At 68.8% G+C, this 15,136-nt stretch carries 15 protein-coding genes; 10 read left to right on the top strand and 5 right to left on the bottom strand.

The annotated features are described in order from the left end of the window. Window positions 1-26 precede the first annotated feature (26 nt). From AC3ENO_RS06920 to AC3ENO_RS06895, 6 genes are all read left to right on the top strand, one after another. Window positions 27-2,090 carry a GDSL-type esterase/lipase family protein gene (locus AC3ENO_RS06920; protein WP_434969917.1) on the top strand — a complete coding sequence of 688 codons (2,064 nt, stop codon included), beginning with the start codon at window positions 27-29 and terminating at the stop codon, window positions 2,088-2,090. Window positions 2,091-2,336: 246 nt separating this feature from the next. Further along, window positions 2,337-4,616 carry a polyribonucleotide nucleotidyltransferase gene (locus AC3ENO_RS06915; protein ID WP_434969916.1) on the top strand — a complete coding sequence of 760 codons (2,280 nt, stop codon included), beginning with the start codon at window positions 2,337-2,339 and terminating at the stop codon, window positions 4,614-4,616. A 200-nt stretch (window positions 4,617-4,816) separates the two neighbouring features. Next, window positions 4,817-5,842: an aldo/keto reductase gene (locus AC3ENO_RS06910; protein WP_434969915.1), complete on the top strand. Its 1,026-nt coding sequence runs from the start codon at window positions 4,817-4,819 to the stop codon at window positions 5,840-5,842. A gap of 66 nt (window positions 5,843-5,908) precedes the next feature. Beyond that, window positions 5,909-6,511, top strand: a complete 603-nt coding sequence (locus AC3ENO_RS06905) for a histidine phosphatase family protein (protein ID WP_434969914.1) — start codon at window positions 5,909-5,911, stop codon at window positions 6,509-6,511. Window positions 6,512-6,559: 48 nt separating this feature from the next. After that, window positions 6,560-7,387 (top strand): 4-hydroxy-tetrahydrodipicolinate reductase, encoded by an 828-nt coding sequence (gene dapB, locus AC3ENO_RS06900; RefSeq protein ID WP_434969913.1) that lies wholly within the window; start codon window positions 6,560-6,562, stop codon window positions 7,385-7,387. After that, window positions 7,384-7,836: a hypothetical protein gene (locus AC3ENO_RS06895; RefSeq protein WP_434969912.1), complete on the top strand. Its 453-nt coding sequence runs from the start codon at window positions 7,384-7,386 to the stop codon at window positions 7,834-7,836. Before dapB ends, AC3ENO_RS06895 begins: the two co-directional genes overlap by 4 nt. Window positions 7,837-7,851: 15 nt before the next feature. Here AC3ENO_RS06895 and AC3ENO_RS06890 read toward each other — a convergent pair whose 3' ends face one another. The 4 genes from AC3ENO_RS06890 to AC3ENO_RS06875 all read right to left on the bottom strand — a co-directional run bounded on the left by AC3ENO_RS06890 (window position 7,852) and on the right by AC3ENO_RS06875 (window position 10,195). After that, the gene (locus tag AC3ENO_RS06890) at window positions 7,852-8,763 is read right to left on the bottom strand and encodes a TIGR01777 family oxidoreductase (protein WP_434969911.1); all 912 of its coding nucleotides are present in this window, start codon (window positions 8,761-8,763) and stop codon (window positions 7,852-7,854) included. Continuing rightward, a complete protein-coding gene (locus AC3ENO_RS06885; RefSeq protein WP_434969910.1) occupies window positions 8,756-9,181 on the bottom strand; it encodes an OsmC family peroxiredoxin in 426 nt (141 codons plus the stop codon). Before AC3ENO_RS06885 ends, AC3ENO_RS06890 begins: the two co-directional genes overlap by 8 nt. A 116-nt stretch (window positions 9,182-9,297) precedes the next feature. After that, window positions 9,298-9,765, bottom strand: coding sequence for a DUF4395 domain-containing protein (locus tag AC3ENO_RS06880; RefSeq protein ID WP_434969909.1), 468 nt, complete (start codon window positions 9,763-9,765; stop codon window positions 9,298-9,300). Further along, window positions 9,758-10,195, bottom strand: coding sequence for a TlpA family protein disulfide reductase (locus AC3ENO_RS06875; RefSeq protein ID WP_434969908.1), 438 nt, complete (start codon window positions 10,193-10,195; stop codon window positions 9,758-9,760). Before AC3ENO_RS06875 ends, AC3ENO_RS06880 begins: the two co-directional genes overlap by 8 nt. A gap of 129 nt (window positions 10,196-10,324) precedes the next feature. On the opposite strand from AC3ENO_RS06875, the gene thyX reads away from it, so the two are divergent. After that, window positions 10,325-11,050 (top strand): FAD-dependent thymidylate synthase, encoded by a 726-nt coding sequence (gene thyX / locus AC3ENO_RS06870; protein ID WP_434969907.1) that lies wholly within the window; start codon window positions 10,325-10,327, stop codon window positions 11,048-11,050. A gap of 14 nt (window positions 11,051-11,064) precedes the next feature. Next, on the top strand, window positions 11,065-11,829 hold the full coding sequence (locus AC3ENO_RS06865) for an SDR family NAD(P)-dependent oxidoreductase (RefSeq protein ID WP_434969906.1): 765 nt from the start codon (window positions 11,065-11,067) through the stop codon (window positions 11,827-11,829). Window positions 11,830-11,841: 12 nt separating this feature from the next. On the opposite strand, the gene AC3ENO_RS06860 is transcribed toward AC3ENO_RS06865, so the two are convergent. Beyond that, on the bottom strand, window positions 11,842-12,387 hold the full coding sequence (locus tag AC3ENO_RS06860; RefSeq protein WP_434969905.1) for an NUDIX domain-containing protein: 546 nt from the start codon (window positions 12,385-12,387) through the stop codon (window positions 11,842-11,844). Between the two features lie 69 nt (window positions 12,388-12,456). On the opposite strand from AC3ENO_RS06860, the gene dapA reads away from it, so the two are divergent. Both dapA and AC3ENO_RS06850 read left to right on the top strand, forming a co-directional pair. After that, on the top strand, window positions 12,457-13,434 hold the full coding sequence (gene dapA, locus AC3ENO_RS06855; protein ID WP_434969904.1) for a 4-hydroxy-tetrahydrodipicolinate synthase: 978 nt from the start codon (window positions 12,457-12,459) through the stop codon (window positions 13,432-13,434). 24 nt (window positions 13,435-13,458) lie between these two features. Further along, the gene (locus AC3ENO_RS06850) at window positions 13,459-15,135 is read left to right on the top strand and encodes a ribonuclease J (protein ID WP_434969903.1); all 1,677 of its coding nucleotides are present in this window, start codon (window positions 13,459-13,461) and stop codon (window positions 15,133-15,135) included. Window position 15,136 lies beyond the last annotated feature (1 nt).

The following is a 15,136-nucleotide window of genomic DNA, read 5'->3' as shown; positions in this document are numbered from 1 at the left end:
GCGCGCACACGCGTCACGCTGGATGCGTGAGAGTCGCGGTACTGGCGGAATCGTTCCTCCCCCACATGAACGGGGTCACCGGCTCGGTGCTCCAGATCCTTCGTCACCTCGCTAACGAGGGACACGAGACCCTCGTCATCGCCCCCAAGGCCGGTGACGTGGATGCCGACCTGCACGGGGCCCGCACGGCGATGCTGCGTTCGGTGCCGTTGCCCTCCTACCCCCAGGTGCGTGTCGTGTTCGCGCGTGCCGCGAAACTAGCCGCGCATCTGCGCGAGTTTCGGCCCGATGTTGTGCACCTCGCCTCGCCCTTCGTTCTCGGCTGGCAGGGAACGGCGGCTGCCGACGCCCTCAGGGTCCCGGTCGTCGCGGTCTACCAGACGGATGTCGTCGCGTACGCGCAGAAGTACGGACTGCCGGCTGCTACATCGATCGTCCAGTCGCACCTCACCCGGCTTCACCGTCGGTCGACTCTGACGTTGGTGCCGTCCTCGGCGAGCATGAGGCAGCTCGAGGATCTCGGTATCGATCGTCTTCGTCGGTGGGGACGTGGAGTGGATGCCGTGCGCTTCACCCCCGAGCGCCGAAGTGGTGCCTGGCGTCAGCGCGTGGCTCCGGGGGAGACGATCATCGGGTACGTCGGGCGCCTCGCCCCCGAGAAGCAAGTTGAGGATCTGGCGGCGCTTCACGATCTGCCCGGTACCCGACTCGTCATCGTCGGCGATGGACCCTCTCGCCCCGCGCTGGAACGTGCCCTGCCCCGCGCCGTGTTCCTCGGCCACCTCTCCGGCGATGCGCTCGGCGAGGCGATGGCCTCGTTCGATGTCTTCGTGCATCCCGGGGAGAGCGAGACCTTCGGTCAGACGATCCAGGAAGCGCTCGCGGCAGGGGTCCCGGTCGTGGCGACCGGGACAGGCGGCCCGGTCGATCTCGTGCGCAGCAGCGTCGACGGATGGCTGTACCGTCCCGGTGATCTTGCTGACATGCGTGCGCGGGTGTCCGACCTCGTGGGCGATGACGCCAAGCGGCGCGCGTTCGCAGCGGCCGCACGGGAGTCCGTGCGCGATCGCACGTGGGACGCCCTCGGACGTCAGCTCGTCGGCCACTACGAGGAGGCGCGGATGCTGCGTCCGATCGATGACTCGCTGTTCGCGCGCGCTGCGACGCGTCCTGCCGCTCCGCCCGCACCCGCGACCGAAGGAACTCCGCGCTGGTCCCGCTACGTCGCGCTCGGCGACTCGATCACGGAGGGGCTGTGTGACACATCGCGGATGCGGAAGGGACAGTACCGCGGGTGGGCCGACCGCCTCGCCGACCTGCTGGCGGGTGCGCGGGAGGCGACCCTGCCGGCCACGGCCGAGCCGTTCCGCTACGCCAACCTCGCGGTGCGCAGCCGCAAGATTCGCGATCTGCTCGATGAGCAGCTTCCCCGCGCGCTCGAGATGTCGCCCGACCTCGTGTCGGTGTTCATGGGGGCCAACGACCTGGTCAGCCGTGGCGCCGATCCGCTGACCCTCGCGCACGGACTGGAGAAGGCGATCGTCGAGTTGCGGTCTCGAGGTATCGATGTGCTGCTGGTGAGCATCATGCTGCCCAAGCGGCCCGCCGCGATGATCTTCGCCCGCCGCGTTGCCGTGTACAACTCCGAGATCCGCCGCATCGCCGCGCAGACGGGCTGCATGCTGCTGGATCTCGAAGCGCAGCCGGCGATCAGCGAGCTCGAAATGTGGGCCGACGACAAGGTGCACCTGCGCTCGAAGGGGCACCGCTTCGTCGCGTACCGGGCCGCCGAGGCGCTGGGCGTGCCGTATGCCGACGAACTCGCCACGCTCGACTCGGCGTTCCATGACGACGACGAACCCAATCCCCGGGGGTGGATCCGGCGAGACGCACTTCCGTGGCTCTGGCGGCGTCTGCGCGGACGCACGGCCGGCGACGGCATGACGGCGAAGCACGCCGACTACGTGACGATCTCCCGCCGCTCGGCGCCGCCCGCCACGCCCGCCCGCACCGCGCGGGTTCCGGCCTCCTCCGCCGGCGCGGACCCGCAGCGCCCGGTTGCCGATCCGCTGCCGCGTTCGCGGCCCTGATAAGATCGTTCGGGTTGCCTTACGGCATCCGCTCAACTTCACAGTGAGCTTCATGGAGCAGGCCGGCAGGAAGCTGGTCCCCTGTGGTGGATTCCCCGTCGGTGCGCCGGGTGGTCTTCTACTGGTGGCCAGCGCAGGCGAATCACGCGTCATATGTCGCGCGCTCGATACTGCCTGTTCCTGCTCCTTCGCACGCGCTCGCGCGCCACACGGGTACGCGAGTCGAAACAAAGAAGGAGAGACCTCTTGGAAGGTCCTGAAATCACCGCCGCCGAAGCCGTCCTCGACAACGGCCGCTTCGGCACCCGCACCGTCCGGTTTGAGACCGGACGCCTGGCCCAGCAGGCTCAAGGCGCCGTTGCCGCCTACCTGGACGAAGAGACCATGCTGTTGTCGGCCACGAGCGCCGGAAAGCACCCTCGCGAGGGCTTCGACTTCTTCCCCCTGACGGTGGACGTCGAAGAGCGCTCCTACGCCGCGGGCAAGATCCCCGGGTCGTTCTTCCGTCGCGAAGGTCGCCCCTCCACCGAGGCGATCCTGGTGTGCCGCCTCATCGACCGGCCGTTGCGCCCGTCCTTCGTGTCGGGGCTGCGCAACGAGGTACAGATCGTCGTCACGGTGCTCTCGATCGCTCCGGGCGAGTTCTACGATGCGCTGGCCATCAACGCGGCATCACTGTCGACCCAGATCTCGGGTCTGCCCTTCTCGGGCCCGATCGCCGGCGTCCGCCTCGCGCTCATCCCCGGGCATGGCGAGCACCAGGACCAGTGGGTCGCGTTCCCGAAGGCCGAGCAGCTCGAGGATGCCGTCTTCGACCTGATCGTCGCCGGTCGCGTGCTGCCTGACGGCGACGTCGCGATCATGATGGTCGAGGCAGAAGCCACCGAGAACAGCTGGAACCTCATCAAGGGCGGGGCCACCAAGCCCAGCGAAGAGATCGTCGCGCAGGGACTGGAAGCCTCCAAGCCCTTCATCAAGGAACTCGTCGCCGCGCAGAACGTCGTTGCGAACACCGCGGCCAAGGAGATCCAGCCCTACCCGGTCTTCCCCGCCTACGCTGACGAGACCTACGACTTCGTCGCCGGGCGCGCGTACGACAAGCTCGTGCCGATCTACCAGATCGCCGACAAGGTCGAGCGCCAGAACGCCGACGACGAGCTGAAGGACGCGGTCAAGGCCGAGCTGCTCGCCGCCGTCGAGGCGGGGGAGCTCCCCGAGTCGGCCGTGGCGGAGTTCTCCGCTGCCTACAAGTCGGTCACGAAGAAGATCGTGCGCGGCCGTATCCTCACCGAGGGCGTGCGTATCGACGGTCGTGGGCTTGCCGACATCCGTCCGCTGGATGCCGAGGTTCAGGTGATTCCGCGCGTGCACGGTTCGGCGATCTTCCAGCGCGGCGAGACCCAGATCCTCGGGGTCACGACGCTGAACATGCTCAAGATGGAGCAGCAGATCGACTCGCTCTCGCCCACGACGAGCAAGCGCTACATGCACCACTACAACTTCCCGCCGTACTCGACCGGTGAGACCGGCCGAGTCGGCAGCCCCAAGCGTCGCGAGATCGGTCACGGATTCTTGGCCGAGCGTGCGCTCGTGCCGGTGCTGCCGCCGCGCGAGGAGTTCCCGTACGCCATCCGTCAGGTCTCCGAGGCTCTCGGGTCGAACGGATCGACGTCGATGGGCTCGGTCTGCGCCTCGACCCTCTCGCTCCTGAACGCGGGCGTGCCGCTGCGCGCCCCCGTCGCCGGGATCGCGATGGGTCTGGTCTCCGACGAGGTCGACGGTCAGACCCGCTACGCGGCGCTGACCGACATTCTGGGTGCGGAGGACGCGCTCGGTGACATGGACTTCAAGGTGGCGGGCACGAGCGAGTTCGTCACGGCGATCCAGCTGGACACGAAGCTCGACGGCATCCCGTCGTCGGTGCTGTCGGCCGCGCTCACGCAGGCCAAGGATGCACGACTGACGATCCTGAACGTCATCAACGCCGCCATCGACGGCCCCGACGAGATGGCGCCCACCGCGCCGCGCGTCATCAGCGTCCAGATCCCCGTCGACAAGATCGGCGAGCTCATCGGCCCCAAGGGCAAGACGATCAACGCCATCCAGGACGCCACTGGCGCCGACATCTCGATCGAGGAGGACGGCACCGTCTACATCGGCGCGACCGACGGCCCCTCGGCGGAGGCGGCTCGTGCGCAGGTCAACGCGATCGCGAACCCCACCAACCCCGAGGTCGGCGAGCAGTTCCTCGGAACCGTCGTCAAGATCGCGACGTTCGGTGCGTTCGTGTCGCTGCTGCCCGGCAAGGACGGCCTGCTGCACGTCAGCGAGGTGCGTAAGCTCGCCGGCGGCAAGCGCGTGGAGAACGTCGAAGACGTCCTGGGCGTGGGCCAGAAGCTGCTGGTGCGGATCACCAAGATCGACGACCGCGGCAAGCTCTCGCTCGAGCCGGTGCTCGAGGAGGCAGCCGACCAGGAGGGTCGCGACGCGGCCAACCCCGGTCCCGAGGCTCCGGCCGAAGGCTGATTCCCTGACGAGAACGCCCGCCCCGACCCGGGGCGGGCGTTCTCGTGTGCGGGCGTGATCGAAGCGTTATGTAATATTCACGCCTGTGTCGCCTGGCGTCGCCTGGCGACGGCCGGTACGCCGTAACCTCGAAACACGCGCCGGGGAGCGCGTCGGCATCCGTCGCTCACCACAGCGGATACCGTGAAGGGGGTGAGGGAATGGCTGTTTTCGGCACTGGGGCCGCGGTCACCGCGGGAGCCGGAGCGGTGAGTCCCGCACATCCTTCTGCTCCGATTCCCGTGCTCGGTCAGCCTCTCGGATCCACCGTCCGGGTCGCTCTCGGCGAGACGGGGATGTCGGTATTCCCGCTCATCCTCGGCGGTGGGGAGTTCGGGTGGACCGTCGACACCGCGGCCAGCCACGAGATCCTCGATACCTATGTGCGCGCGGGCGGCAACGCGATCCACACCGCTGACAGTTTCTCCGGCGGACGCAGCGAACACATCATCGGTCGATGGATGGCCGAGCGCGGCATCCGCGACGACATCGTGCTCGCCGTCCGCGTCGGTGCTCACCCCGACCACCCGGGCCTGGGACCGGTCGATCTCGTTCGAGCCGCGGAGGCATCGCTCACCCGCCTGGGTACGGATCGCATCGACGTGCTCTACCTCGACGCCCGCGCCGATTCCACCACGGCGGTCGAGGAGACGCTCGCGACTGCCGAATGGCTGATCGGTGCAGGCAAGGTGCGCGCGATCGGGGCGATCGGCTACCAGGCGGCGCAGCTGGTCGAGGCGCGCATTCTCTGCTCGGCGGGGTATCCGCGGATATCGGTCCTGGACGTCCCGTTCAATGTGCTGCGTCGGCATGAGTTCGACGGAGATCTGCGGCTCGTAGCCAGCGCGCAGTCGATGGCCGTGACGCCCTCTCATGCGCTCGAGCACGGGTTCTTGTCGGGACTGCACCGCGACCGCATGAACGGTCCCTTGTCGGTGCGGGCCAAGCAGATCACGGCGAACGTCAATCGTCGCGGCACACGGACGCTCAAGGCGATGGACGCGATCGCGGCAGAGCTCGGAGTCACCAACGCGTCAGTTGCCGTCGCATGGCTTCTCGCGCAGCGCATCGTGACCGCACCGATCGTCAACGCCTACGCCCCGCATCAAGTGGACGAGCTCGTGCAAGGCGTCGGAGTGCGGCTCACTCGCGCCCAGCTGGCCGAGATCGCGCGAGCTGCGGACTGAGACCCCTGCGGCCGAACCCGAGCGGTTAGGGTAGGACTGTTCCCTGCACGTCGAGGAAGCGGCCCCGTGACCCACTACATCTACCTCGTTCGCCACGGTGAACACCTGGATGCCGAGCATGGCCTGGTCGACGGGCCCCTGTCCCCCCGCGGAACGCGGCAGGCGTCATTGCTGGCCGACCGGCTGTCGGGGATTCCCTTCAATGCCCTCTGGCATTCGCCGTTGGACCGGGCGGCGGAGACGGCGCGGGTCATCGCCCAGCGCATGCCGTCACTGACGCCGACCCCCTCCGCGCTGCTGTTCGATTGCGTCCCCACCGGCATGGTCGAGGAGACCCCGTCGGTGTTCGAGCCCTTCTTCGGTGCGGTGACCGAGGAGGAGATCGAAGCAGGTCGAGCGCAGATGGCCGACGCCGTCAACGCCTTCCTGGTCCGCAAGTCCGGTGAGGTGCACGAGTTGCTGGTCACCCACAACTTCGTCATCGGCTGGTTCGTGCGGGAGGTCCTCCAGGCTCCCGAGTGGAAGTGGATGACCTTGAATCAGGCCAACTGCGGCTTGACGGTGCTGGCGCAGAAGCACGGGAGACCGTGGACGCTGCTCTCGCACAACGACCTCGCCCACCTGCCCGTCGAGGACCGCACGGGGCTGCCCGAATCGTACGCGTTCTGATCGGACCGCCTATCCGGGGCATCGAATGCCCCGGATAGGCTGGAGGCCATGACCACACGCGTCGCCATCGTCGGTGCCACCGGAAAGCTCGGCGGGATCATCCGTGACGTCGTCGCGGCAGAACCGGGGTTCGCCGTGCACGCCGAGCTGGATTCGCGTTCCCCGTTCTCTGCGCTCGATGGCGCGGATCTCGTCGTGGACGCGTCCACGCCCGCCGTCTCGGCCGATGTCGTGCGGGCGGCCGCGGAGCGTGGCATCGACATCGTCGTGGGGACCTCGGGCTGGTCGGCCGAGCGGATCGCGCGCATCCGGCCGGAGATCGACCAGGCGGGGATCCGGGCCGTGTTCATCCCGAACTTCTCGCTGGGCTCGGTGATCGGCTCGGCGCTGTCCGCCGCCGCCGCTCCGTTCTTCTCCTCGATCGAGATCATCGAAGCGCACCGCGAAACGAAGGTCGATTCGCCGTCCGGAACGGCCGTGCGCACCGCCGAGCTCATCGCCGCTGCGCGGGAGGATGCCGGACCTGTCGCGGCACCGCACGTGGATCAACGAGCCCGGGGTCAGCAGGTGGCGAGTATCCCGATCCACTCGCTGCGGCGCCCCGGAGTGATCGCGAGCCAAAGCGTTCTGCTGTCAGGGCCGGGTGAGACGCTGACGGTCACGCACGACACGGTCGATCCCGCGGCGGCGTACGCGCCGGGCATCCGTCTTGTGCTCGGCGTGGTCGCACACCGCGACGCGGGCAGGCAGCCGGGCATCGTCGTCGGCCTCGACAGCTTCCTGGACATCGGCATCCGTCTGCCGGCGTTCGCGGACGCCGCGTCCATCGACGAGGGAGGCGTGCCGGGGCAGGTCGCCCGCGCCACCGGCGCATGAGTTCGCGCATCGCCGTCGGGGTGATGGCGGCGCTGCTGCTGCTGTACATCGCGCTCGTCGCGCAGCGGGCGTGGCTGCTGTTGATCAGCGGCGACCCGATCGGCGTGGCGATGGGGGCGGTGCTGGTCGTTCTGCCGGTGATCGCCGTCTGGGCGCTCGGCCGCGAGCTGTGGTTCGGCGTGCGGGCCGAGCAGTTGGGGCGTCGCCTCGAGGCGGAGGGCGGTGTGCCGGACGACCTGGTCGCGGTTCGGCCCAGTGGGCGGGTCGTGCGGGAGGACGGGGACGCGTTGTTCCCGCGGTTCAAAGCCGACGCGGAGGACTCTCCGGGGGACTGGCGGGTGTGGTACCGCCTCGGCGTCGTCTACGACGCGGCCGGGGACAGACGCCGCGCTCGTGCCGCGGTGCGCGCCGCGATTCGGCTCGAGCGACGCGAGCGATCCTCGCGGTAGGCAGCTGGGCGGGCCTCAGGCCCGCGCGACGGCCGCCTGGACGGCGGACTCGGCGGTTTCGTGCGACCATTCGAACCCGGATGCCGCGAGAACTTCGGGGATGACGTAGGCGTCGGTCGTCAACAGCGACTCGGTCGCGTCGGAGCCGAGCACGAGCTTCAGTCCCCACTCGGGTGCGCGCAGCAGATACGGCCGGTTCAGCTCCCGGGCGAGGGCGAAGCCGATGTCGTTGGCGCACGCGCGCGTGGGTCCGCACAGGTTCACGGGTCCGGCGATGCCATGGTCCAGGATGTGGCGGATCGCCCGCACCTCGTCATCCAGCGAGATCCAGGGCCACACCTGTGTCCCGCGCCCGATCGGACCGCTGAGTCCAAGCGTGGTGAGCGCGATCAGGGGCTTCAGAACGCCGTCTCGGTGGATGATCGGTGCGGTCCGCAGCGTCGTGACCCGCGCGTCATCACCCGCCCCGTGCGCGGCGGTTTCCCACTCGCCGCACAGATCGGCGAGGAAGCCGTCTCCGCGCGGCGCGTCCTCGCCGATGGCACCCGGCGGCTTCGCACCGTAGTAGCCGACGGCCGACGCGGACACGAAATGCGGTGCATCCTCGCCCAGCTCGCGCACCGCCCGTGCTATCGCGCGCGTCGGCGTGATGCGCGACCACAGCAGCGTGTGCTTGTAGGAGGGGCTCCAGGGGAACCGGCCGATGCTCGCGCCGTTGAGGCCGACGACAGCATCCGCGCCCGCCAGGACGGCGGGGTCGAGCACGTCGGAGTCGACGAGCCAGGCGGCCTCGTCTGCGCCGGTCTCGCGGGTGCGGACCAGTGTCGTGACGCGGACCCCGTCCGCGCGCAGGCTCTCGGCGAGCGCCCGGCCGATCAGGCCGGACGCTCCGCCGATGACGACATGTCGCAGCTGCGACTCAGGCAAGCGTGGCCTCGAGGGTGATCTCGATGCCCGCGAGAGCAGCGGAGACCGGGCAACCGGTCTTGGCTGCGTTGGCGATGCGGTCGAAGTCCTCCTGTGAGAGGCCGGGAACCGATGCGTGGACGTTCAGGTGGCTCCCGGTGATGCCGGTGCCCGGGATGAACGTCACCGCCGCTGAGCAACGCACCGACTCCGGCGGGGTGCCGTTCTGGGTGAGCTCGTGCGAGAAGGCCATGCTGAAGCACGAGGCGTGCGCTGCCGCGATGAGTTCCTCGGGCGTCGTCACCGTCGAGGAGCCCTCGCTCCGGGCCTTCCAGTTGACATCGAAGGTGCCCAGATGCGAACTGTCGAATGTGACGGTTCCCGACCCCTCGGTCAGGCTTCCGCTCCAGACAGTGGTGGCTTCGCTCGTCACGGACATGGGGACCTCCCTGGTCGTCATGCACCCCGGGTGGGCGCTTCCGCGGTCAGCCTAACGGCGATTCGCAGGCGACGGCAGCGTCGTGACGAAACTCGTGCCGCGACCGGATGCGCACGTCACGCGGCGCCGGCAGGGCGACGGCCCAGAACCCCCGCGCGCTGCAGCACGAGGTACAGCTCGCACCCCAGGCACAGCCCGAATGCGGCGTTGAGGAAGGCCGCCACGAAGGCAGCGGCCGCCGCGGCGAGGACGCCCCACGACACCCCCGCCAGGAACAGGACGATCCCGACGGCGGTGACCAGCAGCCCGACGCCCTGCGCGAAACGAGGCGGTCGCGGGTCCTCGAGCTCGGCCGGAGGCGCGAGTCGCGGCTGGACGGCCGCGCGGTAGAGCGCGCCCCACGGCGCCGTGCGCGGCGACACCACGCCCCACACGAACAGCAGGGTGATCACCGCGAGCAGGATGAATGCCGCGACCGACGCCCCGATCAGTGCCAGGAAGACGTCGACGAGCAGCAGGACCGAGGTGATGGCGGCCGCGAAGCGCGGACCTCGAGGGTCGATGCCGCGGGGGTTCTCAGGCATTGGCGTTCTCCCGGGTCAGTCGCGACAGTTCCAGCTCGAGGACGTGGCGGTTCGGGACGCCGCCGAAGCGCGTCTGCACGGCGCCGTTCCGATCGAGCACGAGAGTCGTGGGGGTCTGCAGCACATGGAAATGGCGGGCGATATCGGGCCGATGGGTCAGGTCGACATCCAGGTGCCGCACGCCGGGGTGGGCTGCGGCGATCTCGGCGAGCGTGCGGTGGACGCCAGGGCATCTGCTGCACATTTCGGTGCTGAACTGGAGGAGGGTCGCGGCGTCGCCGAGTCTGTCAGCGCCGAGCCGTGCGGGGTCGACGACCTCGTGATGCACGTCGCGTCGCATCCGTCCCTGTCGTGCACGCAGCAGCACGCCGATTGCGGCGGTGACGGCGACGAGCGCGGCCACGCTCAGGAGGGCGGAGACGGGTTCCACGGCATCCCACACTAGGCGACGTCGTCGCCGGGTCGGCGCGCGTGACGGAGTATGACGCGACGCGACAGGACGCAAGACGCGCCCGGCGGCGGCGGGTGCGGAACCGCCTGCGCGAGTAGGGTGTGAGCCGTGACCGACATCGAGTTCCGCAGCGACGTGACCGTCGAGCTTGTCCGAGCCAGCGCCGCAGATTCCGACGTCCTCTTCGCCGCGCGGGTGTCCACCCTGGGGGAGCAGACTCTCGGCGACGCGGCTTCCGGCGTGGAGGCCTCCGATCGCGACCGAGGGTTGATCAACTACCTCATGCGGGATCGACACGGGTCTCCGTTCGAGCACAACTCCATGACCTTCTACGTGCAGGCGCCGATCTTCGTCTTCCGTGAGTTCATGCGCCACCGGATCGCCTCCTACAACGAGGAGTCGGGACGCTACCGCGAACTGCGGCCCGTGTTCTATGTACCCGCGCCCGAGCGCAAGCTGGTGCAGGTCGGAAAGCCGGGAGCCTACGACTTCGTGGACGGCACCGCCGAGCAGACGGCGCTGGTCGACGAAGCGACGCGCGAGGCATCCGTGCACGCATTCGCCGCCTACCAGCGGATGCTCGACGCAGGTGTCGCGCGCGAGGTGGCGCGGATCGTGCTGCCGCTGAACACCTACTCGTCGATGTATGTGACGATGAACGCCCGTTCCCTCATGAACTTCCTCTCGCTACGCACCAAGGTCGAGGGTTCGCGCTTTCCGTCCTTCCCGCAGCGGGAGATCGAGATGTGCGCCGAGAAAATGGAACAGCTGTGGGCGACGCTCATGCCGATGACCCACGCCGCCTTCGTGGCCGGCGGTCGCGTCGCCCCCTGACCGGCTCAGCACGCATGCCGAAGACCGCACTCGTGACCGGGGCCAGTTCGGGCCTCGGCGCGGAGTACGCCCGCCGTCTGGCCGCGCGCGGCGCGGACGTCGTTCTGGTGGCACGCGACTCGGCCGCGCTCGAGGCGGTCGCGGCGCAGATCCGTGAGCGACACGGCGTGCGAGCCGAGATCATCACGGCGGATCTGACCACACCGCGGCAGCGCGCAAAGGTCGAGCGACGTCTCACCGAGCCAGACCGTCCCATCGAGGTGCTGGTCAACAACGCGGGATTCGGGCTCCCGCTGGACTTCGAGCGCAATGACATCGAGGACGAGGCGCGCCACCTCGCGCTCCACGTCGAGGCGCCCATGCGCCTCATGCATGCTGCGCTCGGCCCGATGCTGAGCCGGGGGCACGGGCGGATCGTGAACGTCGCTTCCGTTGCCGCGTACACCCCCCGCTCGACCTACGGAGCCGCCAAACGATGGGTCGTGGAGTTCTCGCGGTGGGCGAATGCCGCCTATGCGCCCCGGGGCGTGACCGTGACCGCGGTGTGTCCCGGCTTCACCCACACGAACTTCCACGAACGGATGGGCCTCCCGCCGGGCAAGGAAGGGGTCTCCGACTGGCTCTGGCTCGATGCCTCCGACGTCGTGTCCCAGTCGCTGCGCGATGCCGCGCGCGGCAAGGCGGTGTCCATCCCCTCGATCAGATGGAAGGCGATCACCGCGGTGGCCCGCGTGCTCCCGGCATCCGTCTCGGCAGCGGTCGGCCGTCGCGGACGGTGACCGGCGGCCGCCTCAGGACACGCGTCCCCGCTCGATCGCGGCGAACATCAGTGCGGCGATCGTCTCGCCGTCGGTGATCCGGCCGTCCCGGATCATCTCGAACACCTCGGTGAAGGGCACCCACGAGACCTCGTCGATCCCCTCGTCTTGGCGATCCGCGGTGTCGGCGCCCGGTGCCGGCGCGAGCCCGGTCGCGAGGAACACATGCTCGGGGGCGTCGGCGATGCCATTGAGGGCGTACATGAAGCCGATCTCGGTGAGCGCGTGCGCTCGCAGCCCCGTCTCCTCGCGCAGTTCCCGTTCCGCCGCCTCGCGCGGGCTCTCACCGTCGGTACCGCCGGCGGGAACCTCGATCGATCGATTGCCGGTCGGGTAGCGGTCGAGGGTGACCAGGCAGACCCGGTCGTCCTCGTCGACGGCGATGACGAAGACCGCGGGATGCTGCATCCGCACGACGCCGTAGATACCCTCGCCCGCGGGCCCGGCGACACGGTCCTCTCGGACGGCGATCCACCGGTTCTCGTACACGGATCGGGAGGACTCGGTACGCCACGCCATGTCACCAGGCTAGAGGGAGTGGGCGCCACCTCTGGGCTGCCGCGGATGACGAACCGATAGCCTGAACCCATGACGCACTCGACAAACCCGTTCGGGCAGGTGCTGGTCGCGCTGGTCACTCCGATGACCGCCGACGGCGAGGTCGACTGGCCTGCCGTCGAGAAGCACATCGACGACGTGATCGTCGCCGGGGCCGATGGCATCGTGGTCACCGGGACCACCGGCGAGACCTCGACGCTCACCGATGCCGAGAAGATACGCCTCGTCGAGGTGGGCAAGGATGTCGCGGCCGGCCGCGCGGCGATCATCACCGGCGGCGGGTCCAACGAGACGGCGCACGCGATCGAGCTGTACAAGGCCAGTGAGAAGGTCGGCGCCGACGGCATCATGATCGTCACCCCGTACTACAACAAGCCGACGCAGGCCGGCATCCTCACCCACTTCCGCCTCGTCGCCGACGCCACCGACCTTCCGGTGATCCTCTACGACATCCCGGGACGCACGGGTGTGCCCATCCAATACGAGACGATCCTCCGCTTGGCCAAGCACCCGAACATCCTCGCGATCAAGGACGCCAAGGGCGACTTCAGCGAGGTGAGCCGCGTGCTCAATCAGACGGATCTGATGTACTTCTCCGGCGACGACGCGAACGTGCTGCCCCACCTGTCGATCGGGGCGACGGGGCTGATCGGGGTGACGGCCAACATCGCTGCCCAGCCGTACCGGGTGATCGTGGATGCCGTCAACGCCGGAGATCTCGCTGCGGCGACCGCCGCGCATCGACAACTGGAGCCGCTCGTGCGCGCTGTCATGACGCATGTCCCGGGCACCGTGGCCGCGAAGTACATCCTGCACGGGCTCGGCCGGATCACCAGCCCCCGCGTGCGCCTGCCCCTGGTGGGGCCCGAGGAATGGGAGGCCGCCAAGATCGAGGACGAACTCGCGCTCGTCTCGGGAGTTCCCGGCGCCGATTTCTCCAACTTCCGCCCCGACCGCAATGCCGCCGCGGGCGGCGCTCTGCCCAAGGTCTCGGGCACCACGCGCTGAACCGTCAGCGCCGATAGGAGTCGTATGTCCAACGCCGTTCTGGCCCCGCCCCCGCTCGAGCGGGGAACACTTCGCGTCATCCCGTTGGGAGGCCTGGGCGAGGTCGGCCGCAACATGACGATCTTCGAGCTCGACGGCAAGATCCTCGTCGTGGACTGCGGAGTGCTCTTCCCCGAGGAGCACCAGCCGGGAGTCGACCTCATCCTGCCCGACTTCGAACCGCTCAAGGCGCGCCTCGACGACATCGTCGGTGTCGTCCTCACGCACGGTCACGAGGACCACATCGGCGCCGTTCCGTATCTGCTCAAACTCAAGGGGGACCTCCCGCTCATCGGGTCCGGTCTGACCCTCGCGCTCACGGAAGCCAAGCTGAAGGAACACCGGCTGCGCCCGTACACCCTGACCGTGAAAGAGGGTCAGGTCGAAAGGCTGGGACCGTTCGAGCTCGAGTTCGTCGCGGTCAACCACTCCATTCCCGATGCGCTCGCCGTCGCGATCCGCACCAGTGCCGGCACGGTGCTCGCAACGGGTGACTTCAAGATGGATCAGCTCCCGCTGGATGGGAGGCTCACCGACCTGCGAGCGTTCTCCCGGCTGGGCGAAGCGGGTGTCGACCTGTTCCTCGTGGACTCGACCAATGCGGACGTCCCCGGGTTCACCCCGCTCGAGAAGGACATCGGCCCGGTCCTGGACCAGGTGATCGGCAAGGCGCCGCGGCGTGTGATCGTCGCGAGCTTCTCGAGCCACGTCCATCGGGTGCAGCAGGTGATGGATGCCGCCGCCGCGCACGGGCGCCGGCTCGCCCTGCTCGGGCGCAGCATGGTGCGCAACATGACGATCGCCGAGGAACTGGGTTATCTGCATGTGCCCGACGGGCTGCTCATCGACTACAAGAAGGCGCGGAACCTCCCCGACGATCAGATCGTCTACATGTCGACCGGTTCGCAGGGCGAGCCGATGGCGGTGCTCTCGCGCATGGCCAACCTCGACCACGAGATCGAGCCGGGGCCCGGAGACACCGTCATCCTCGCCTCGAGCCTCATCCCCGGCAACGAGAACGCCGTCTACCGGGTCATCGACGGGCTCACCAAGCTCGGCGCCAACGTCGTGCACAAGGCCAATGCGAAGGTCCACGTGTCGGGGCACGCGGCAGCAGGGGAGTTGCTCTACTGCTACAACATCCTCAAGCCCCGCAACGTCCTGCCCGTGCACGGTGAGTACCGACACCTCATGGCCAACGCCCAGCTCGCGCAGCAGACCGGCGTTCCGGCCGAGAACACGATCGTCGCCGAGAACGGGTCGGTCATCGATCTGCGCGACGGCGTCGCGCGCAACGTCGGCCAACTCGATCTGGGATTCGTGTACGTCGACGGCTCCAGCGTCGGCGAGATCACGGATGCCGACCTCAAGGATCGGCGGATCCTCGGCGAGGAGGGGTTCATCTCCGTGATCGTGGTCGTCGATGCCGCGACGGGCCGCATCATTTCGGGCCCCGAGATTCACGCGCGCGGGTTCGCGGAGGACGCGGCCGTGTTCGAGAGCGTGAAGCCGAAGATCGCGGCGGCGCTCGCGGATGCCGCGCAATCCGGCGTACGCGACAACCATGCGCTGTCCCAGGTCGTCAGACGCACGATCGGGCGCTGGGTCAACCAGTCGCTCCGACGACGCCCGATGATCGTGCCGCTGGTCATCGAGGCCTAGG

Source organism: Microbacterium sp. bgisy207, from assembly GCF_057706855.1.
Note: the sequence above shows the minus strand (reverse complement) of the source record. Positions and strands in the feature narration are given on the sequence as shown.